This is a genomic window from Kutzneria viridogrisea DSM 43870 (genome assembly GCF_000525635.1).
Taxonomy (GTDB): Bacteria; Actinomycetota; Actinomycetes; order Mycobacteriales; family Pseudonocardiaceae; genus Kutzneria; species Kutzneria viridogrisea.
The window spans coordinates 2,311,839-2,329,769 of the sequence record NZ_CP007155.1; the positions used below are offsets into that span (position 1 = coordinate 2,311,839).

Annotated in this window: 14 protein-coding genes; 11 read left to right on the top strand and 3 right to left on the bottom strand. The window is 70.2% G+C overall.

The features are described 5' to 3' along the window. Window positions 1-187: 187 nt before the first annotated feature. From KALB_RS49790 to KALB_RS10500, 4 genes are all read left to right on the top strand, one after another. Complete coding sequence (locus tag KALB_RS49790; RefSeq protein WP_268872244.1) at window positions 188-310, top strand: hypothetical protein; 123 nt, start codon at window positions 188-190, stop codon at window positions 308-310. A 92-nt stretch (window positions 311-402) separates the two neighbouring features. Beyond that, complete coding sequence (locus KALB_RS10495; RefSeq protein WP_081789284.1) at window positions 403-1,647, top strand: Hsp70 family protein; 1,245 nt, start codon at window positions 403-405, stop codon at window positions 1,645-1,647. An 82-nt stretch (window positions 1,648-1,729) separates the two neighbouring features. Further along, entirely contained in the window at window positions 1,730-1,921 is a 192-nt protein-coding gene (locus KALB_RS46420) for a hypothetical protein (RefSeq protein ID WP_148309422.1), read from the top strand. Beyond that, window positions 1,887-2,138: a hypothetical protein gene (locus KALB_RS10500; RefSeq protein WP_148309423.1), complete on the top strand. Its 252-nt coding sequence runs from the start codon at window positions 1,887-1,889 to the stop codon at window positions 2,136-2,138. The genes KALB_RS46420 and KALB_RS10500 overlap by 35 nt, the downstream gene beginning before the upstream one ends. A 241-nt stretch (window positions 2,139-2,379) precedes the next feature. Here KALB_RS10500 and KALB_RS10505 read toward each other — a convergent pair whose 3' ends face one another. Both KALB_RS10505 and KALB_RS10510 read right to left on the bottom strand, forming a co-directional pair. Then, window positions 2,380-3,030 (bottom strand): hypothetical protein, encoded by a 651-nt coding sequence (locus KALB_RS10505; protein WP_052360447.1) that lies wholly within the window; start codon window positions 3,028-3,030, stop codon window positions 2,380-2,382. Between the two features lie 82 nt (window positions 3,031-3,112). Next, window positions 3,113-4,051 (bottom strand): 1-phosphofructokinase family hexose kinase, encoded by a 939-nt coding sequence (locus tag KALB_RS10510; protein WP_025355679.1) that lies wholly within the window; start codon window positions 4,049-4,051, stop codon window positions 3,113-3,115. A 92-nt stretch (window positions 4,052-4,143) separates the two neighbouring features. Between KALB_RS10510 and KALB_RS10515 the strand changes: the two genes are divergently transcribed. The 7 genes from KALB_RS10515 to KALB_RS10545 all read left to right on the top strand — a co-directional run bounded on the left by KALB_RS10515 (window position 4,144) and on the right by KALB_RS10545 (window position 14,869). Further along, entirely contained in the window at window positions 4,144-5,553 is a 1,410-nt protein-coding gene (locus KALB_RS10515; RefSeq protein ID WP_042220312.1) for an ABC transporter substrate-binding protein, read from the top strand. After that, the gene (locus tag KALB_RS10520; protein WP_025355681.1) at window positions 5,553-6,512 is read left to right on the top strand and encodes a carbohydrate ABC transporter permease; all 960 of its coding nucleotides are present in this window, start codon (window positions 5,553-5,555) and stop codon (window positions 6,510-6,512) included. The genes KALB_RS10515 and KALB_RS10520 overlap by 1 nt, the downstream gene beginning before the upstream one ends. A 9-nt stretch (window positions 6,513-6,521) precedes the next feature. Further along, entirely contained in the window at window positions 6,522-7,421 is a 900-nt protein-coding gene (locus KALB_RS10525; RefSeq protein WP_025355682.1) for a carbohydrate ABC transporter permease, read from the top strand. 8 nt (window positions 7,422-7,429) lie between these two features. After that, entirely contained in the window at window positions 7,430-8,500 is a 1,071-nt protein-coding gene (locus tag KALB_RS10530; RefSeq protein WP_025355683.1) for an ABC transporter ATP-binding protein, read from the top strand. Next, a complete protein-coding gene (locus tag KALB_RS10535; RefSeq protein WP_025355684.1) occupies window positions 8,497-10,410 on the top strand; it encodes a DUF5107 domain-containing protein in 1,914 nt (637 codons plus the stop codon). Before KALB_RS10530 ends, KALB_RS10535 begins: the two co-directional genes overlap by 4 nt. Before the next feature lie 3 nt (window positions 10,411-10,413). Then, complete coding sequence (locus KALB_RS10540) at window positions 10,414-11,295, top strand: SIS domain-containing protein (RefSeq protein ID WP_025355685.1); 882 nt, start codon at window positions 10,414-10,416, stop codon at window positions 11,293-11,295. Window positions 11,296-11,422: 127 nt separating this feature from the next. Continuing rightward, window positions 11,423-14,869, top strand: a complete 3,447-nt coding sequence (locus KALB_RS10545) for an endo-alpha-N-acetylgalactosaminidase family protein (protein WP_081789287.1) — start codon at window positions 11,423-11,425, stop codon at window positions 14,867-14,869. 49 nt (window positions 14,870-14,918) lie between these two features. On the opposite strand, the gene KALB_RS46425 is transcribed toward KALB_RS10545, so the two are convergent. Further along, on the bottom strand, window positions 14,919-17,810 hold the full coding sequence (locus tag KALB_RS46425) for a BTAD domain-containing putative transcriptional regulator (RefSeq protein ID WP_148309425.1): 2,892 nt from the start codon (window positions 17,808-17,810) through the stop codon (window positions 14,919-14,921). Window positions 17,811-17,931: the final 121 nt, after the last annotated feature.

A 17,931-nucleotide genomic window follows, 5' to 3' on the forward strand; every position in this document is an offset into this window, starting at 1 on the left:
TTTCATTGAACCAAGCCCGGAAACTCCTGCTCACCTGAGCAGGGCCGTCGGCGGCAAACCCTCAACCGCGCGGTTGAACCGCCAGCAGCCCCGAGCGGGGGCCACAGCAGCCGCGGGTCCTGCTCGTTGATCTGACCGATCAGGTACAGCACGGCGTCGGCGGTCGACCAGGGTGCTCGCGGTCTGTGTGGACCGCAGTCCGTTTACGCCGGGTGTCCTGGCCGTGCCGCATCTGCCGGGGCACCGCCGTGGGCGGGTCCTCGCGCACGGCGCCGGTCAGCTGGAGCTGCTCGGTGGCGGCACCTCGTGACGCAGCGACTTGATCAAGTAGTCGTTGCTGCGAGTAAAGCGGAGCCTGACCCACCTGGGGACAGGGCTGCACGAATGGGTTAGCTTGCAGACATGTCGCGTTCGGCCGGGTCTTACGCGTTGGGGATCGACATCGGTGCCAGTGCCACCGCTGTGGCCCTCACCAGGCGCGATGGGGTTGTTTGGTCGCCAGCCAAGCCCTTGGGACTGGGCATCGCGGGGGATCGTGGGCTGTTCGCCGCGGGCGATGCGGCGCTGCCCGGGCAGGAGGCGGTGGCACACCTTGTGCTTCGGACCGTCCAGAAAGTTGCAGAGAGTGAACAAGGTTTGCCCGAACGGGTGGCAGTCACTCACCCGATCCAGTGGGGACCTTATCGAATTGATCTGGTGCACCGGGCGCTGCGCGAACTCGGACTGCTCGCGCCCGTGCTGGTGCCCGAACCGCTGGCTGCTGTGGCGGGCACGGCGACCTGGCACCGGCTGGACTCGGCGGCCCGGCTGCTCGTGCACGACATCGGCGGCGGCAAGCTGACCGCCACCGTGCTGCGCGGCACCGGCGGTGCCCGGTTCGAGGTGCTGGGCCGTCCGATCCGCTCCGAGGCCCTGGCGGGCTCAGCCCTGGACGAGGCGGTAATCGGCCTGCTCTCAGACGAGAGCACTGCTCTCGCCGGGGAGTCCGGTGAGCAACTCGACCAGCTGCGGGTGGCTGCGGTGGCCGCCAAGCACGCCCTGTCCGAGGGCCGCGATCCCGGCGTGGCGGTGAGCGGGGCCGACTTCGAGGCCGCGATCCGGCCCACCGTGGACCGGGGCGTTGAACTGGCCGAACGCGCCCTGGCCGCCGCCCGCACCTCGCCCGAGGAGCTGACCGCGGTCGTGCTGGTCGGCGGTTCGGCGCGCATCCCGCTGGTGCGCACGCTGCTCGGTGAGCGGCTGCGGGTCCCGGTGCTGGTGGACCGCGCACCGGAGACCATCACCGCCGTGGGCGCCGCCACGATCGCCGCCTTGGCCCCGCCCCGCGAACGGGCAGGATCGAGCATCGCCGAGACTGTGATCATGGCCGACCCCTCTGAGGAGACCGTGATCCTGTTCCCCACCGTCGACCCGGACAGCCGCCCGGCGATCGACGTGCCCCCGCAGCGCCCGCCGGCCGAGGTCAAGGCGCCCCAGCGCGGCTCGGTGCGCCGCCGCCCGATGACCAAGCGCGGGGCCGCGATCGGCCTGGTGACCGCCGCGCTGGTGGCCGTCAGCGCCTGGCTGGTGCAGCAGTACCTGAACCCGACCCCGCCGCCCGCACCGCCGTCGGTGTCCTCCACAGCGCCGGGCGCGGGTGGCCCGTGATCGCTGCCAACCCTCGTTGACCGGCATCGACCCCGCGGCGCCCTGAACGCAGGGCGCCGAGTACCGCGCGGCGGGTGTGCTGGTGGCCCACAGCCGCGCACCTGCCGGTCCCGGCGCCATGATCGTGGACGACGCGCACCTGCGCGGGCTGTGCGAACTGGCCGGGCCCCTGGCCTCGCTGGACCGCGCGCAACTGGCGGAGCTGGCCGCCGAGCAGACCGGCCGTCCGGGCCGGGGACGTGCCCAGGGCAGTGGTCGAGGGCTTCCGCGCTGACCTGGAGCACCTGGACGGCACGCTGCTGCCCATCGCCCGCACCGCCGTGCTGGCGATGGGCCCTGGGAGCGCAGGCCAGCGGCTGATCGCGGTGCAGCGGCACCTGGTGCTGCGCGGGGCGTTCGACGCGGCCCGCGCCGACCTGGTCGCGGCCGGTACCGAGTTGGAGCCCCGGGACTGGCGCGCAGGGAGAACGGCCTGGCCATCAGGTCCGTGAGGCCGTGGTGCGCCACCCGGTCGACCTGTTCGGCCCGCTACCGCTGCACAGGACCGGGCGCAGGCCGACGCGCCGTTCGCCGAGTTCGGTGACCCTCCACTGTGGACGACTACCCCGCACTGGAACCGCGTGCACGCGGCGATCCGCACCACCGACCGCGCCGCCATGGTCGCTGGACTGCGCTACGACATTCGGGGCAAGCTGAGGAGCCTTTTGCGGGAACTGCTGCCCGCCACGTGGCTCAGCCCTCGTGCTGCTGCTCGCGGTGTTCGCCGCGGCGCTTGAAGAAGGCGAAGCCGGGTATGCCGTTGATGGCCTGGCGCAGGTCCTTGGTGACATTGAGCAGCTCGTGCACGTCCGGGCCGACCCGGTCCAGCGTGGCCAGGATCGGCAGCACGTTGGCCGTCATGTGCTCGGTCAGCGCGGGCAGCTCGTCGACCAGTCGGATCGCCGCGTCCACCTCGTCCGCGGACAGCTCCCGCACGAACCGGTCCGCCAGCGGCGCGGCCTCGGACGTGATCGGCTCCCAGGTCCGCACCAGCGCGCCCGCCCGGTCCGAGGTGTGCCCGGCCGCCGCCACCACGGCCGCCGCCTGGTTGCACACCGCGACCGTCTCCGCGATCACGCCCGCCGCCGCCCTGCTGATCGCCTGCACCTCGGTCACGGCGGCCTCAGCCGCCCCGACCACCCGTTCCGTGCGGGCCAGCAGGTCGTCCACCCGGTCGATCGTGGCGCCGATCCGCTCCACCAGGGCCTCCGCCCCGCCCAGCACCCCCAGCAGGCGGGCCGGTACCGAGACCAGGACCACCGCTGTGTCCACCGCCGTCTGCACGGTCGACTTCGCCAGCTCGAGCAGCGCACTCGGCGAGATCACTCGCAACACCAGGGCCACGTCCCCAGCCTGCCACAGCCCGGCGCCTCAAGCCCTGTCATGAAAGTGCCGTTCGAGACATCTAGTGTCCCGAACGGCACTTTCATGACAGGGACGTGCCGTCGACGTGCACCGTCGCCAGCAGCCGCTCGCGCACCGAGTCGTCGTACTCCCCAGCCAGCGGTGCGGCCACGGCCGCGGCGGAGACGGCCACTGCCTCGGTGAGCGCGCGCGGCCAGTCCACACTGGACACGTCGTGCGCCTGGGCGAGGGCCGCGGCCAGTGCGGCCACGCAGGCGTCGCCCGCACCGGTGGGGTTGCCGAGCAGGTGTTCGCCGGGAACGGCCCGCCACCGGCCCTGTCCGGTCACGGCCAGCAGTCCGTCCGGGCCGAGCGAGGCGACCACGGCCCCGGCCCCGGCCTCGCGCAGCCGCTCGGCGGCCTGCCCGGTGTTCGCCACGCGGGTGACCTCGCTCAGTTCCGCGGCGTTGGGCTTGACCAGGTCGGGGTGCGCGGGCAACGCCGCGAGCAGCGGCGCGCCGGAGGTGTCGAGCACGGTGGGCACCCCGCGTGCGGCGGCGACGCGGATCAGGTCGTGGTAGCAGGTGACCGGCACCCCGGGCGGCACGGAACCGGACAGCACAACGGCTTGCGCCCCGCGCACGGACTCCCGGTAGTGCGCGAGGAACTCCGCCCACTCCCGCTCGCCCACCCGCGGCCCCGGCTCGTTGAACACGGTGGCGTCGCCGACGTCGCCCGCGACCACGGTGACCGTGCGGCGGGTGTCCCCGGCGACCTGGTGCAGCCGGTCGGCCAGCCCCGAGGCGGCGAGGTCGGCGCGGACCAGTTCGCCGGTCGGGCCGCCCACGAGGCCGGTGACCTGGGTGCTGTGCCCCAGCGCGGTGAGCACCCTGGCCACGTTGACGCCCTTGCCCCCGGCGCGACCGCGCACGGTGCGCACCCGGTGCGAACAGTGCGGGCGCAGGCCGTCCACCTCGTAGGTCACGTCGAGGGCGGTGTTGAGCGTGACGGTCAGGATCACGAACTGGATGTTACTGCACGAAGCGTGTTGACATGTGCGTGAAGACACATAAAACTGCGCAGAAACACGCATCAAGCGCTCAGGTGGTGCCCATGAGACCTTTCCCTGCTCGAACCGTGGCCGCGGTGGCCTGCGGTGCGACGCTCACGTTGGTGCTGTCGGCCTGCGGTGGTGCGAGCGGCGGCGCGGACGCCGGGGACACGGCGCTGCCCGGCGCCGACCAGTACCTCGCCTCGGCCTGCCCGCAGTCCGCGGTGCAGCCCACCGACAAGCAGTTGACCTACTGGTCCATGTGGACGGCCGACGAGCCGCAGGGCAAGGTCCTCAAGCACGCCATCGACTGCTTCGGCAAGCAGACCGGGGTCAAGGTCGACGTGCAGTGGCTGGGCCGCAAGTTCCTCACGCAGAACCTCGCGCCCGCGCTGAACACCGACACCGTGCCGGACCTGTTCGACCAGGACGTCAGTCAGGTCAAGGCGGCCGTGGTCACCCCGGGTGGCACGCAGGGCGTGGACGAGGTGCTGGGCATGAAGGTCGGGGAGGGCGACAAGACCGTCAAGGACGTCGTGCCCGCGACCTTCTACGACACCCCGCAGAACAAGGACGCGGCCGGTCACCTCGTGCAGATCCCGTACGAGCTCATCGGCAACGCCTGGTGGTACGACAAGTCGCAGGTCCCCGGCTTCACCGCCCCGAAGACCACCGACGAGCTGTTCGCCCTGTTCGACAAGGCGAAGTCGGCGGGCAAGGCCGCGGTCAGCCAGGACGGGGACATCAACTTCTACAACGCCTACTACTTCACCCAGCTCGCGCAGCGCTTCGTCGGACCGGGCGGGCTGATCAAGGCGGCCTCGGACAAGTCGGGCCAGAGCTGGAAGAGCGACCCGGGCTTCCTCAAGGCGGCGCAGATCGTGGAGAAGCTGGCCAAGGGCCACTACTTCGTGGACGGCTGGGATGCCTCGAAGTTCCCGCAGATCCAGCAGCGCTGGGCCGACGGTGAGGCCAGCTACCTGTTCGTGGGCAGCTGGGCGCCCAGCGAGACCCGCGAGTACCTGGCCAAGCAGGGCGGGGGCAAGAAGATCGACTACGGCTCGTTCCAGTTCCCGATGCCCGCGGGCGCCACGCACGACGTCGTGGAGCAGCTGCCCATCGGCTTCTCGTTGACCGCCAAGGCAAAGCACCCCGAGACCGCCAAGGCGTTCATGGCGTACTTCCTGAACTCGGCCATTCTCAAGGGAATCCCGGCGGTGGCCGACAACATCAGCTCCCGGCCGGACCTGGACGTGCCCGCCGACCTCAAGGAGGTCAAGGCGGCGCTGGACAACACCGCCAAGGAGCACAACATCTTCATGGACGGCCTGGACGGGGCCTTCGGTGGCAAGTTCGTCGACAGCGTGTTCTACCCGGTCGACAACGATCTGCTCAAGGGCAAGCTCAGCGCCGAGCAGTTCGTGGACCAGCTCGCCGCGAAGACCGCCGACTACTGGAAGTCGCAGACCTGATGGTTGCCCAGCTGACCCCGCCGCTGACGCGTGCCCCCGCACGCGTCAGCGGTACCACGGCCGAACACCTCGTCGGCAAGAAGCGGCTGTTCTGGCCGTTCCTGTTGCCAGCACTGGCCTTGTACGTCGCGTTCCTGGTGCTGCCCACGGTGGCCACGGCGGTACTCAGCTTCACCCACTGGGCCGGGGCCGGCGACACGCCCACCTTCACCGGCATCGACCAGTACGCGCAGATGTTCGCCAGTGAGTCCTTTCAGGACTCATTCGTGAACACCCTGGTGTACGTGGTGATCGGCGGCATCGGCACCTTCGTGTTGGCGTTCCTGTTCACCACCGTGCTGCGCGACATGCGCGGCGGCAAGCTGGTGCGGGCCATCCTGTTCTTCCCGAACATCGTGGCCCCGGTGGCACTGGGCATGTTCCTGGGCTTCGTGTTCAAGTTCCAGCCCGGCAAGCAGGGCATGGCCAACTTCCTGCTGGAGCACCTGGGCCTGGGCGCGGTGAAGTTCCTCCAGCCGGAGAACGTCACCTGGGCCGTCACCGGCTCGATCATGTGGGCCAGCGCGGGTTTCTACATCACCATCCTGATGGCCGCCGTGGACCGCATCCCGCCCTACCTGTACGAGGACTCCGACCTGGCCGGTGCCTCGCCCTGGCAGAAGTTCCGGCACGTCACCCTGCCGCTGACCTGGGACGTGGTCGGGGTGGCCGGGGTGCTCTGGACCATCAACGCCATCAAGATCTTCGAGTTGGTGTTCGTGCTGGCCGGTCCCGGCACCTACTCCCCGCCGATCCGCGCCTGGACCCTGGGCATCTACGTGTTCGACCGGTCCTTCGGCACCCAGGGCACCCCCGAGTACGGCACGGCCTGTGCCTGCGCCGTGGTGATGATCGCGCTGGTGTCCGTGCTCGTGGTGCTGCTGCGCAGGCTGATGCGCCGCGACGCGATCCAGTTCTGAGGGGAAGAGATGTCCACTGTGGAGCTTCGCCGCCCGCCGAGGCGGCCCAAGCCCGCGCCGGGGTCCAAGCGGTTCAGCCCGCTGCGCGCGGTCGGCCTGACCGTCGTCGGACTGTTCACCGCCTTCAACCTGCTGGTGCTGTACTGGTTGGTCGCGGCCTCGTTCAAGACCCCGGTCGAGATCTTCACCGACCCGTTCGGCCTGCCCAAGCACTGGTTCGCGCTGGGCAAGCCGTTCCGCAACTTCGCCTACGCCTGGGAGCAGGCCGGTTTCGGGCACGCCTTCCTCGTCACGGTGCTGCTCGTCGCGGCCTGTGCCGTGGCCATCGTGCTGATCTCCGCGCCCGCCGCCTACGCGTTGACCAGGCTCGGTGTGCGCGGGGCCAACGGGTTGACCAACGTGATCGCCATCGGCATGGGCGTGCCGTTCCAGACCGTGGTGATCCCGCTGTTCGTCGGCCTGGCCAAGATCCACCTGACCAACTCGCTGTTCGGCCTGTTCCTGGTCTACGTGGCCCTGTCCATCCCGTTCACCGTCTTCCTGCTCACCGGGTTCTTCCGCTCGCTGCCCGACGAGCTGGAGGAGGCCGCCGCCATCGACGGGGCCTCCCCGGTGCGCACCTTCTTCTCGATCATGCTGCCGCTGGCGCGGGGCGGCCTGATCACCGGGCTGATCCTCAACGCGATCGGGCTGTGGAACGAGACCCTGCTGTCCATCGTGTTCCTCCAGGACAACGCCCAGTTCACCCTGGCCCGCGCGCTGTTCACCTTCTACGGCGCGGCCAGCTACCAGTCGGAGTACGGCGGCCTGATCGCCGGGGTCGCCATCGTGGTGCTGCCGATGCTCGTGCTCTACATCGTGCTGGCCCGCCGGATCATCACCGGCCTCACCCTCGGCGCGGGGAAGTAGGAGAAGTCATGGCAACCGTGTCGTTCAAGGGGACCACCCGCTACTACGCCGGGGTGGACCGGCCCGCGGTGGACCGGCTGGACCTGGAGGTGGCCGACGGGGAGTTCCTCGTACTGGTCGGCCCCTCCGGCTGCGGCAAGTCCACCACCCTGCGCATGCTGGCCGGGCTGGAGGGGGTGGACGAGGGCCAGTTGTGGATCGGGGACCGGGACGCGACGAACCTGCCGCCCAAGGACCGGGACATCGCCATGGTGTTCCAGAACTACGCTCTCTACCCGCACATGACGGTGGCCGAGAACATCGGCTTCCACCTGAAGATCCAGAAGATGCCCAAGGCCGAGCGCACCGAGCGGGTGCTGGCCGCGGCCAAGCTGCTGGACCTGGAGAAGTACCTGGACCGCAAGCCCGCCAAGCTCTCCGGTGGCCAGCGCCAGCGGGTGGCCATGGGCCGGGCCATCGTGCGGCGCCCGCAGGTGTTCTGCATGGACGAACCACTGTCCAATCTGGACGCCAAGCTGCGCGTGCAGACCCGTACCCAGATCGCCTCCCTGCAACGGGAACTGGGCGTCACCACGATCTACGTCACGCACGACCAGGTCGAGGCGATGACGATGGGGGACCGGGTCGCCGTGCTCAAGGACGGCCAGCTCCAGCAGTGCGACACTCCGGTCGGGCTGTTCGCCAGGCCCGCCAACGTGTTCGTGGCCGGGTTCATCGGCTCGCCCGCGATGAACCTGCTGCCCGCCAAGATGACCGCCGAGGGCGCGTCCTTCGGTGGCATCGAGGTGGGCATCACCCCGGCCCAGCGCCGGGCGCTGACCACCGGCGAGGCCGTGCTCGGTGTGCGCCCCGAGGGCTGGCTGATCACCGACCAGGGGGTACCGGCCACTGTGGACGTCGTGGAGGAACTGGGCAGCGACCAGTACCTGTACTGCACGGTCGAGGGCCACCCGGAGCTGATCACCGTGCGCACCCAAGGGCTGTCCAAGCGCCAGCGCGGGGACCTGATCCAGCTGCGGCCCCAGCAGGACGCACTGCACGTGTTCGACGCGGCGACCGGCGTGCGGGTGGCCGAGTGACCACCACCCTGACGGCGACCGAGCTGGTGCTGCCCGTGGCGGCCGTCGGCGCGGAGAACCCGTTGCCGCCACTGCACAACCTCAACGAGACCCACCACGTCCGCAACCTCGACGAGCTGCCAGCCGAGCTGGCCGACAACATCGGCTACGGCCGGTTGGGCAGCGTGCTGCCGTACCGCTTGCAGGACGGCTACGGCCGAGAGCGGGCGGACACCCCGACGCGGGTCGTGGTGCTGGAGAACTCCCAGCTACGGGCGACCGTGCTGGTCGAGCTGGGGGGTCGGCTGCACTCCTTGTGGGACAAGCAGACTGGCAGGGAGCTGCTGTTCCGCAACCCGGTGGTGCAGCCGGCCAACCTGGCGCTGCGCAACGCCTGGTTCGCCGGCGGCGTGGAGTGGAACCTGGGCAGTACCGGGCACACCACGCTGACCTGCGACCCGATGCACGCCGCCGAGCTGACCGCGCCCGACGGCACGCCGATGCTGCGGCTCTGGGAGTGGGAGCGCACCAGGAACCTGGTGTACCAGCTGGACTTCTGGCTGCCCGTGGACTCGGCCTTCCTGTTCGTGGCGGTCCGCGTGCGCAACCCGAACCAGCACGAGGTGCCCGCCTACTGGTGGTCCAACATCGCCGTCGAGCAGAGCCCGGGCACCCGCGTGCTCGCCCCCGCCGAGCAGGCCTGGCACTTCGGCTACGGCCAGCGGCTGGACCTGATCCCGGTGCCCGTGCACAACGGGTTCGACAACACCTATTCCATGCGGCACGCCGACGCCGCCGACTGCTTCTTCGAGATTCCGGCCGAGCAGCGCCCGTGGATCGCGGCGCTGGACGAGACCGGCACGGGCCTGGTGCAGACCTCCACCGACCGCCTGCGCGGGCGCAAGCTGTTCGTGTGGGGGGAGAATCGCGGCGGGCGTCGCTGGCAGGACTGGCTGGCGCCCGAGGGTTCCGGTCACGGCTACCTGGAGATCCAGGCGGGGCTGGCGCGCACCCAGTTGGAACACCTCAGGATGCCCGCGCTGGCGGAGTGGGACTGGCTGGAGGCGTACGGCGCCGTGCAGGCCGACCCCGCTGCCGTGCACGGCGCCGACTGGGCCGTGGCCCGGGGTGCTGTCGAGTCGGCGCTGGGCAGCGCGCTGCCGAAGTCCACTGTGGACGACCGGCTCACGCAGTGGCGGACCGTGGCCGACGCGGAGCCCCGGCGACTGATCGGCACGGGCTCGGGCTGGGGCGCGCTGGAGCTTGTCCGCAGTGGACGGTCACAGCTGCCCGGCACGCCGTTCTCGGTGGACACCCTTGGTGTGCAACAGGACCCCTGGCTCGCGCTGCTGGACGGCGCCATGCCGGTCGGGGATCCGCTCGACCCGCCGGCCGCGACCCTCGTCGGCCCGCACTGGCTCGCGCTGCTGGACAAGGCGGGACAGTCCTGGTCGGCGGCCTACCACCAGGGCGTGGCCCGGTGGCACGCGGGAGACCTGCGCGGTGCCGCCCAGTCCTGGCGCCGCTCCCTGGAGCTGGCCGCCTCCCCGTGGGCGATGCGCAACCTGGCGGTGGTCGAGCCCGAGCGCGCGGCAGACCTGCTGCGGCAGGCCGTCCGGCTCGCACCCGGTGTGGCGGCACTCGCGGTCGAGGCCCTGCAAGCCCTGTTGGCCGCCGACCGGGCGCAGGAGGCCGCGCAGGTGCTGGAGCTGCTGCCGGAGGACATCCGAGGAGTGGGCCGGATCAGGCTCGCCGAGGCCCGCGTGCTGCACGCGCTCGGCGAGCACGAGGCCGCGCGATCAGTGCTGGACAACGGCTTCGAGCTGGCCGACATCCGTGAGGGATCAACCGTGCTGGCCCAGACCTGGCGGCTGATCAACCCGGACCTGCCGCTGCCCGCGCACCACGATTTCAGCATGACTGGGGAGTGAACCATGAGCCACACCAACGAGGAGATCGCCAGCCAGCCCGACTGCTGGCGCAGGGCACTGGATATCGCGGCCACCGCACCTGAGGCGCTGCCGCTGCGGGGCGAGCGGGTCGCCGTGATCGGCTGTGGGACCTCGTACTACATGGCGCAGTCCTACGCCGCGCTGCGCGAGGCCGCGGGCCAGGGTGAGACCGACGCGTGGCCCGCCTCCGAGCTGCCCGGGGTCCGGCGCCGCTACGACCGGGTGCTGGCGCTGTGCCGCTCCGGCACGACGACCGAGGTCCTGGAGGCGCTGGCTCGCGTGCCCGCGGGCACCGTGACCTCCGTGATCACCGCGACCCCGGGCACGCCGGTCTACCAGACCGCGAACCACGTGCTGCTGCTGGACTTCGCCGACGAGGTCTCCGTGGTGCAGACCCGGTTCCCGACCACGCAACTGGTGCTGCTGCGCGCCGCGCTGGGCGAGGACGTGTCGGGGCTGCCCGCGCTGGCCGAGCAGGCCCTGACCGAGGAACTGCCCGAGGGCGTGTTGCGGGCCAGGCAGATCACCTTCCTCGGCACCGGCTGGAGCACCGGCATCGCGCACGAGGCCGCGCTGAAGTTCCGCGAGACCTCACGGGGCTGGACGGAGTCCTACTCCGCCATGGAGTACCGGCACGGTCCGGTGTCCATCGCCGACCACGACACGGCCGTCTGGGTGTTCGGGCCCGCACCCGAGGGGCTGGCCGACCAGGTGCTGGCGACCGGTGCGACCCTCGTGCTGTCCACTGTGGACCCGATAGTGGACCTGATCCGCGCCCAGCGGGTGGCCGTGCGGGTGGCCGTCGCGCAGGGCGTCAACCCCGACCGGCCCCGCGGGGTCACGCGCAGCATCATCCTGACCTGACCCAGAGCGGGACTCGCGCTCCCCTGAGCGGGACACGCCGTCTCAAGCGCGAGTCCCGCCCACACGCGCGCGAGTCCCGCCCTGGGGCGCGCGAATCCCGTCCAGACGCCAACCCTGCGGAGTCGCGATGAACGGTAGAACAAGGGCCATGGCCACCGCGCTGCTGCTCGCCCTCGCGAGCGTCTCGGTGGTCCAGGCACCAGCGCAGGCCACCCCTGCCGGCTCGCTGGTGACGATCTCCAGCCCCGAGCTGTCGGTCAGCCTGGACCAGGGCTTCCCCCGGGTGGCCAGCTACACCGACCGGGCCAGCTCGGCGGTGATCTACGGTGACGAGGACGTGCTGACCCAGGTCGTACTGAACGGCAAGGCCTACACGCCAAGGGTTTCCGGCACGGTGTCCGCCGATCACGTGGACTACGCGCTGACCTTCGCCGACTACGGCGGGGTCGAGGTGGGCGCCACGATCCGGGTCCGCGGCCACGAGGTCGACCTGACCGTGACCAGGATCGCCGACACCGCGGCGAACCCGGTCAACTCGCTGAGCATCCCCAATCACAACCTGATCTCCGTGCGCAGCAACCAGCCCGGCGCCGCCATGGCCGGTGCGCGCAACTACAACGCGACGACCGGTACCGGCGATACCTTCGGCGCGTTGACCACGAGCACGGCAGCCGACGCCGCGCCGGTCAGCTACATGTACGGGATCATCAACACGGGCAAGCTCGCCGCCTCGATCGCGACGAACTCCACCTACGACAAGCCTTCCGGCGCCACCGCCAAGGACAACGGCCGGATCGTCAAGCAGACCGTGGACAAGGGCGGCTACAAGCGGCTCGGGCTGTGGAGCGGCGACTGGTTGTACCGGTCCAGTGGGGCGGCCCGTTCCGACACCGAGCCACTGCCCCAGGCCAAGATCGTGATCACGGGTGATCGCAACGGCGACTCCGCTGTGGACTGGCAGGACGGGGCGATCGCCTTCCGGGACATCATGAGCAGCCCGCTGGGTTGGCAGCAGGTGGCGGGCCGGCCCGTGCAGCGCATCCCGATGAACTTCGCCTCCACCGCCCGGAACCCATTCTCCCGCACCCTGGACGAGACCAAGCGGGTGGCGCTGAACACCGACGGCCTCGGCCAGTTCGTGGAGCTCAAGGGGTACGGCAACGAGGGGCACGACTCCGGCCACCCGGACTACGCCGGGGTGGGCCAGAAGCAGGGCGGGGTCGCCGACCTGAACAAGCTGATCGACTCCGCGCACCGCTACAACGCGCAGATCGGCGTGCACCTGCAGGACACCGAGGAGTACCCGAGCTCACCGGCCTTCGACCCCGCACTGGCCAACAGCGTCACCAGCGACCTGGGCTGGGACTGGCTGGACCAGAGTTACCACATCAACTACCGCTACGACGGCCAGAGCGGGCGACGCCAGCAGCGGCTCGCGCAGCTGCGCCAGCAGGCACCGGGCCTGGACTTCCTGTACGTGGACACCTGGTACGGGGACGGCTACACCAGCAACAAGTTCGCCCGCGAGATGAACGGGCTCGGCTTCCAGGTGGCCACCGAGTTCCCGGACAAGTTCGAGGGCACCTCGGTGTGGAGCCACTGGGCCAACGACGTCAAGTACGGCGGCAGCGACTACAAGGGCATCAACAGCCAGGTCGTGCGGTTCATCCGCAACCAGCAGACCGACGACTGGATCGCCGGTGACCCGCTGCTCGGCGGCGGCCAGCTCACCGCCTACGAGGGCTGGCAGAACCTCAACGACTACAACGCCTTCCTCAAGATCACGTTCTCCGTGGACCTGCCCACGAAGTACCTACAGGGCTTCCCGATCCAGAAGTGGACCGCCAACAACATCCAGCTGGGCCAGAGCGTCTCGGTGTCCACGGCCAGTGGGGCCAGGCAGATCAGCAAGGACGGGCACCTGGTGCTCAACGGGGGCAGCTACCTGCTGCCCTGGGACCAGCAGGCGGAAACCAAGCTCTACCACTGGAACCCCACGGGCGGCTCGACCACCTGGACTCTGCCCGCCAAGTGGGGCAACAAGTCCAGTGTCAAGCTGTACAAGCTCACCGACACCGGGCGGCAGTTCGTCAGCGACCTGCCGGTGAGCAACCGCCAGGTGACGATCAACGCCGCCGCCAACACCCCGTACGTGGTCTACCCGACCGACCCCGGTCCGGTCGCTGACCCGAACTTCGGTGCTGGCACCCCGGTGAAGGACCCGGGCTTCAACTCCGGCAACCTGTCCAAGTGGACGGTCACCGGAAACGCCTCGGTGGCAACGACTTCCCTCGGTAACAAGCAGCTGCAACTCGCTGGCGGCCCGGCCGCTTCCGTCTCGCAGACCCTGACCGGTCTCACCGGCGGCGCCACTTATGCGGCCACTGTGGACGTTCAGGTCGCCTCCGGTACCCGCAAGGCAAGCCTGACCGCTGGCGGCGCCACCACGTGGACCGATTCCTCCACCTACCGCAACTACGACGGCACCAGCGACTACCAGGGCACCACGACCCAGCCCATGAAGGTCCTCTTCGATGTTCCGCCCGGTCAGGGCACGGCTACCCTTGCCCTGTCGGCGGAAGCGGGCAACCCCGTCGTCGCGTTCGACAACGTGCGGGTCGTCCGGACCGAGCGCACCCCGCAGAACGGCCACTACTACTACACCGATTTCGAGCACGAGACCGGCGACACCTGGGGTCCGTTCGTGTACTCCGGAAACGGCGGCAACCCCGATGACGCCCGCACGCACCTCGCCCCGATCAACGCCCCGTACACCCAGGCTGGCTGGAACGGCAAGCTGATCGACGACGTCATCGCGGGCGGCACCTCGCTCAAGTCGCACGAGGAGAACAAGGGCCCGGTGTACCGGACCCTGCCGCAGACCCTGCGCTTCCAGCCGGGCCGCCGCTACCGCGTGTCGTTCAGCTACGAGGCCACCGGCGACAACGAGTACTCGTTCGTCACCAGCGGCGGGGCGAGCACCAACTTCGCCGCGGCGCACAAGCCCACCACGTTCAGCACCACCTTCGACGCCACCGCCAACTCGTGGATCGGCGTGGACAAGCTGACCGAGGGCACCGGCAACGAGCAGCACGACCTCGTGATCGACAACCTGGCCGTGGACGACCTCGGTCCGGCGCCGACCCGCATCCCGCAGTCCCAGCTCAAGGTGTCCGCTGTGGACAGCCAGGAGACCGCTGCCGAGAACGGGTCCGCCGCCAACGTGCTCGACGGCGATCCCGCCACCATCTGGCACACCGCCTGGAGCCAGTCCACCGCCCAGCCCCCGCACGAGATCCAGCTCGACCTGGGCGGCTCGCGCACCGTGAGCTGCCTGTACTACCTGCCGCGACAGACCCAGTCCAACGGCAGGATCGCCAACTACGAGGTCTACACCAGCGCCGACGGCGTCAACTGGGGCAGCCCCGCCGCCACCGGCACCTGGACCGACAGCACCGCCGAACAGTCCGCCTGCTTCACCCCGCGCACCGCCCGCTACGTGCGGCTGCGCGCCCTGTCCGAGGTCAACGGCAACCCGTGGACCTCCGTCGCCGAGATCAACCTGGCGGGCTGAGCCGACGTGAAGGTGGCTTTCGCTGCGTTGGGTGCAGTGAAAGCCACCTTCACGGCAGTTGGCGGCGGACCTGCTCGGCCTCGGCGAGCCGGTGCTGGGCGAGGTAGAGGTCAACGGCCCGCTGCCAGGCCTCGGTGGCTTGCTCCCGGTTGCCCAGTTCGTGCTGGGTGTCCCCGATGCGAGCCCAGGTGTTGGCCTCCTGGTAGCTGTGCCCGATCTCCAGGTACAAGTCGAGTGCGTCGTTGTAGTGGCGCAGCGCGTCGAGGTACTGCCCGGTGTGGTGGGCGATGTGGCCGAGGCTGTCCAGGGTGACGGCCTGGCCTGGCCGGTCCCGGTGGGCGCGGAACAGGGCAAGCGCGCGTTCGCAGAGGTCGCGGCCCGCGGAGTGCTGTCCTGTGCGGCTGTGGCACCAGCCTGCGGCGTTCAACGCGTCGGCCCGCCATTCCTGGTTGTCCAGTTGCTCGAACACGTGCAGTGCGCGCAACGAATGGTCGAGGGCCTGCTGGTAGCCGCCTTTCTGTTCCCACGCCTCCGCGAGCGCGCGTTCCGCATGCGCCTGACCAGCGAGGTCACCGTCCTGCCGCGCCATCGTCAGGGCACGAGTGGTGTGCTCGACGGCCTCGGAGTGCAGACCTGCCCGGGTACAGGCGTAGCCCAGGCTCCGGTGCGCGAAACCCTGCGCGGCAGCGGAGCCGAGTCGCTGTGCGCCAGTGAGCCCGGCGCGCCAGATGGCGACGTGGTCGTGGATGTGCCCCTGACGCCACTGGAAGGTGGTCAGCGCTACCGCGGCCTGCCAGACCTGCGTGTGCCAACTGCGTTGCGCGGCAAGGGTTTGTGCGGCGATCACGCACTCCTCCTCCTCTGTGAACCACGCGAGCGCCTGCTCCTCGTCCACGGGTGAGAACGGGACGCAGCCTGACCGGGGTCGGTGCAACGGGATGATCGGTTCGTGCGGCCTGAGCACCTGCTCGGCCGCGTACGCGCTGAGCACGAAGAAGTCGACGAGTCGCCGCTGAGCTTCGAGTCGGACCAGCTCGCTCTCGTGCTGGTGAACCTGCTCGCCGGCGTGCAATCTGACGAGGTCGTGCATGCGGTAGCGGCCCGGCACGTGCTCCTGCACGAGGTGGGCGTTGCCGAGTTCACGCAGGAGCGTGCGCAGCCGGGCGACGGGCAGTGCGGTGAGGCTGGCCGCGGCGGCCAGGCCGATGTCCGCGCCCGGGGCCAGCCCCAGCAGCCGGAACACTCGAGCTGCCTCGGCAGTCAGCGCCTGGCAGGAGGAGTCGAAGACCGCACGCAGGTTCGTGCTCAGGTCACCTGCGTCCAACGCGTCCAGCCGTGCGGAGGTCTCTCGCAGTTCAGCGGCGAGCACCGCCAGTGGGAACGTCGGCTGCGCAGCGGCTCGCGCGGCGATGATGCCCAGTGCCAGCGGCAGTCCCGCGCACTGGTCGACCAGTTCACGCACCCCGTCCGGTTCTGCCGCTACTCGCCCCGGAGCGAGGTGGCTCACCAGCAGTGTCCTGGACTCGTTGCTGGGCAGTGCATCCAGTGACATCAAGTGGGCGCCGTGCGTGGCGACCAGCCCGCCGAGCCGGTTGCGGCTGGTGATCAGTACGGTGCAGTGCGAACCGCCGGGCAGCAGTGGCCTGATCTGGGCCAGGTCGTGGGCGTTGTCCAGCAGGACCAGCATCCGCCGCCGCGACACCAGGTTGCGGAACAGCGCTGCCTGCGCGTCGAGGTCGGCGGGGATCGCGTTCGGTGGGACCCTCAGCGCCTCCAGGAAGCCGACCAGAGCCGCCGAGGACTCCACCGGCGGCCCCGTGGGGTCGAAGCCCCGCAGGTTGACGTAGAGCTGGCCGTCCGGGAACCAGTCGCGGCGCCGGTGAGCCCAGTGCAGCGCGAGCCAGGTCTTGCCGATGCCGCCGATGCCGCCGATCGCGGAGATCACCATCGTGCCACCGGCGAGCACCTCGTCGAGCTGGCCGAGCTGCTCGGCGCGACCGGTGAAGCCGGACACGTCCGAGGGCAGTTGGCCGGGGACCGCTGCTGTGCTCAGCGGAACCTCTTGCAGCACTTGGTGTTGCGCACTCCGCAGATCGGGACCGGGCGAGATGCCCAGTTCCGCCGCGAGCCGTGACCTCAGCTCGCCGAAGATCCGCAGTGCCGCCGCACGGTGACCCGACGCGGCCAGCGCGAGCATGAGCCTGGCGTGCACGGCCTCGTGCAGCGGCTCGGCGTGCGCCACGGCCTGCATGCGGGGTACGGCCCTGTCGTGTCCGCCGAACCGGACAGCAAGTTCCGAATAGGCCAGTGCGCAGGAGACTCGGCGGCGGGCCAACGCCACCGCGCCCGGATGTGCCCGCAGCTCGGCCGCCAGCGTGCCGCGCCACAGGTCCAGCGCCTCACCCAGAGCCGCGTGGGAGGGCGTGCCGTCGACAAGCTCGGTGAACCGGGCGACGTCCAACAGGTCGCTGGGCGAGCGCAGCAGGTAGCCGTCACCGATGCGCTCGATCCGGTGCTCCGCGCCGAGCAGCTTGCGCAGCCGGGAGACATAGGTCTGCACCAGCGACCGGCAGGTCCTCGGTGGCCGCCCGCCCCACACCAGGTCGACGATCTCCTCGACGGCCACCGCCCGGCCCGCGTTCACGGCAAGCAGGGCCAGCACCAACCTGGCCTGCGGCGAGCCCAGGTCGACCGGCTTGCCGTCGCGGGTGGCCTCGACAGGACCGAGCGCCGCGAGCCGCACCCCGCGTTCCGGCGGTGGCACGAGGTCGAGCACTGAGCGGATCCTGCGCACCGACTCGGCACGGGGCGTGCGGACGCGGCCGTGCTCCAGGTCTCGCACGGTCCGGACGCTCACCCCGGCCTGGTCGGCCAACTCCTGTTGATTCAGGCCCAGGCGTTTGCGACCAGCGCGCAGCGCGTCACCGAAGGCCTGTGCCACGCGCTGTCCTCTCCGTACTGGCCGAACTGCCTGGCGATTCTGCCGATTCTGCCGGTCACGGTCCAGCGAGGCAGCCGAGCAGGTCGCATTTTACCAGGTCAGCGCCTTGCGGCTGAGAAAG

Bases quoted from the DNA above. Each gene is read 5' to 3' on its own strand.
- KALB_RS10495 (WP_081789284.1), top strand. From the start codon at position 403: ATGTCGCGTTCGGCCGGGTCTTACGCGTTGGGGATCGACATCGGTGCC.
- KALB_RS10515 (WP_042220312.1), top strand. From the start codon at position 4,144: ATGAGACCTTTCCCTGCTCGAACCGTGGCCGCGGTGGCCTGCGGTGCG.
- KALB_RS10530 (WP_025355683.1), top strand. From the start codon at position 7,430: ATGGCAACCGTGTCGTTCAAGGGGACCACCCGCTACTACGCCGGGGTG.
- KALB_RS10540 (WP_025355685.1), top strand. From the start codon at position 10,414: ATGAGCCACACCAACGAGGAGATCGCCAGCCAGCCCGACTGCTGGCGC.
- KALB_RS10525 (WP_025355682.1), top strand. From the start codon at position 6,522: ATGTCCACTGTGGAGCTTCGCCGCCCGCCGAGGCGGCCCAAGCCCGCG.
- KALB_RS10545 (WP_081789287.1), top strand. From the start codon at position 11,423: ATGAACGGTAGAACAAGGGCCATGGCCACCGCGCTGCTGCTCGCCCTC.
- KALB_RS10520 (WP_025355681.1), top strand. From the start codon at position 5,553: ATGGTTGCCCAGCTGACCCCGCCGCTGACGCGTGCCCCCGCACGCGTC.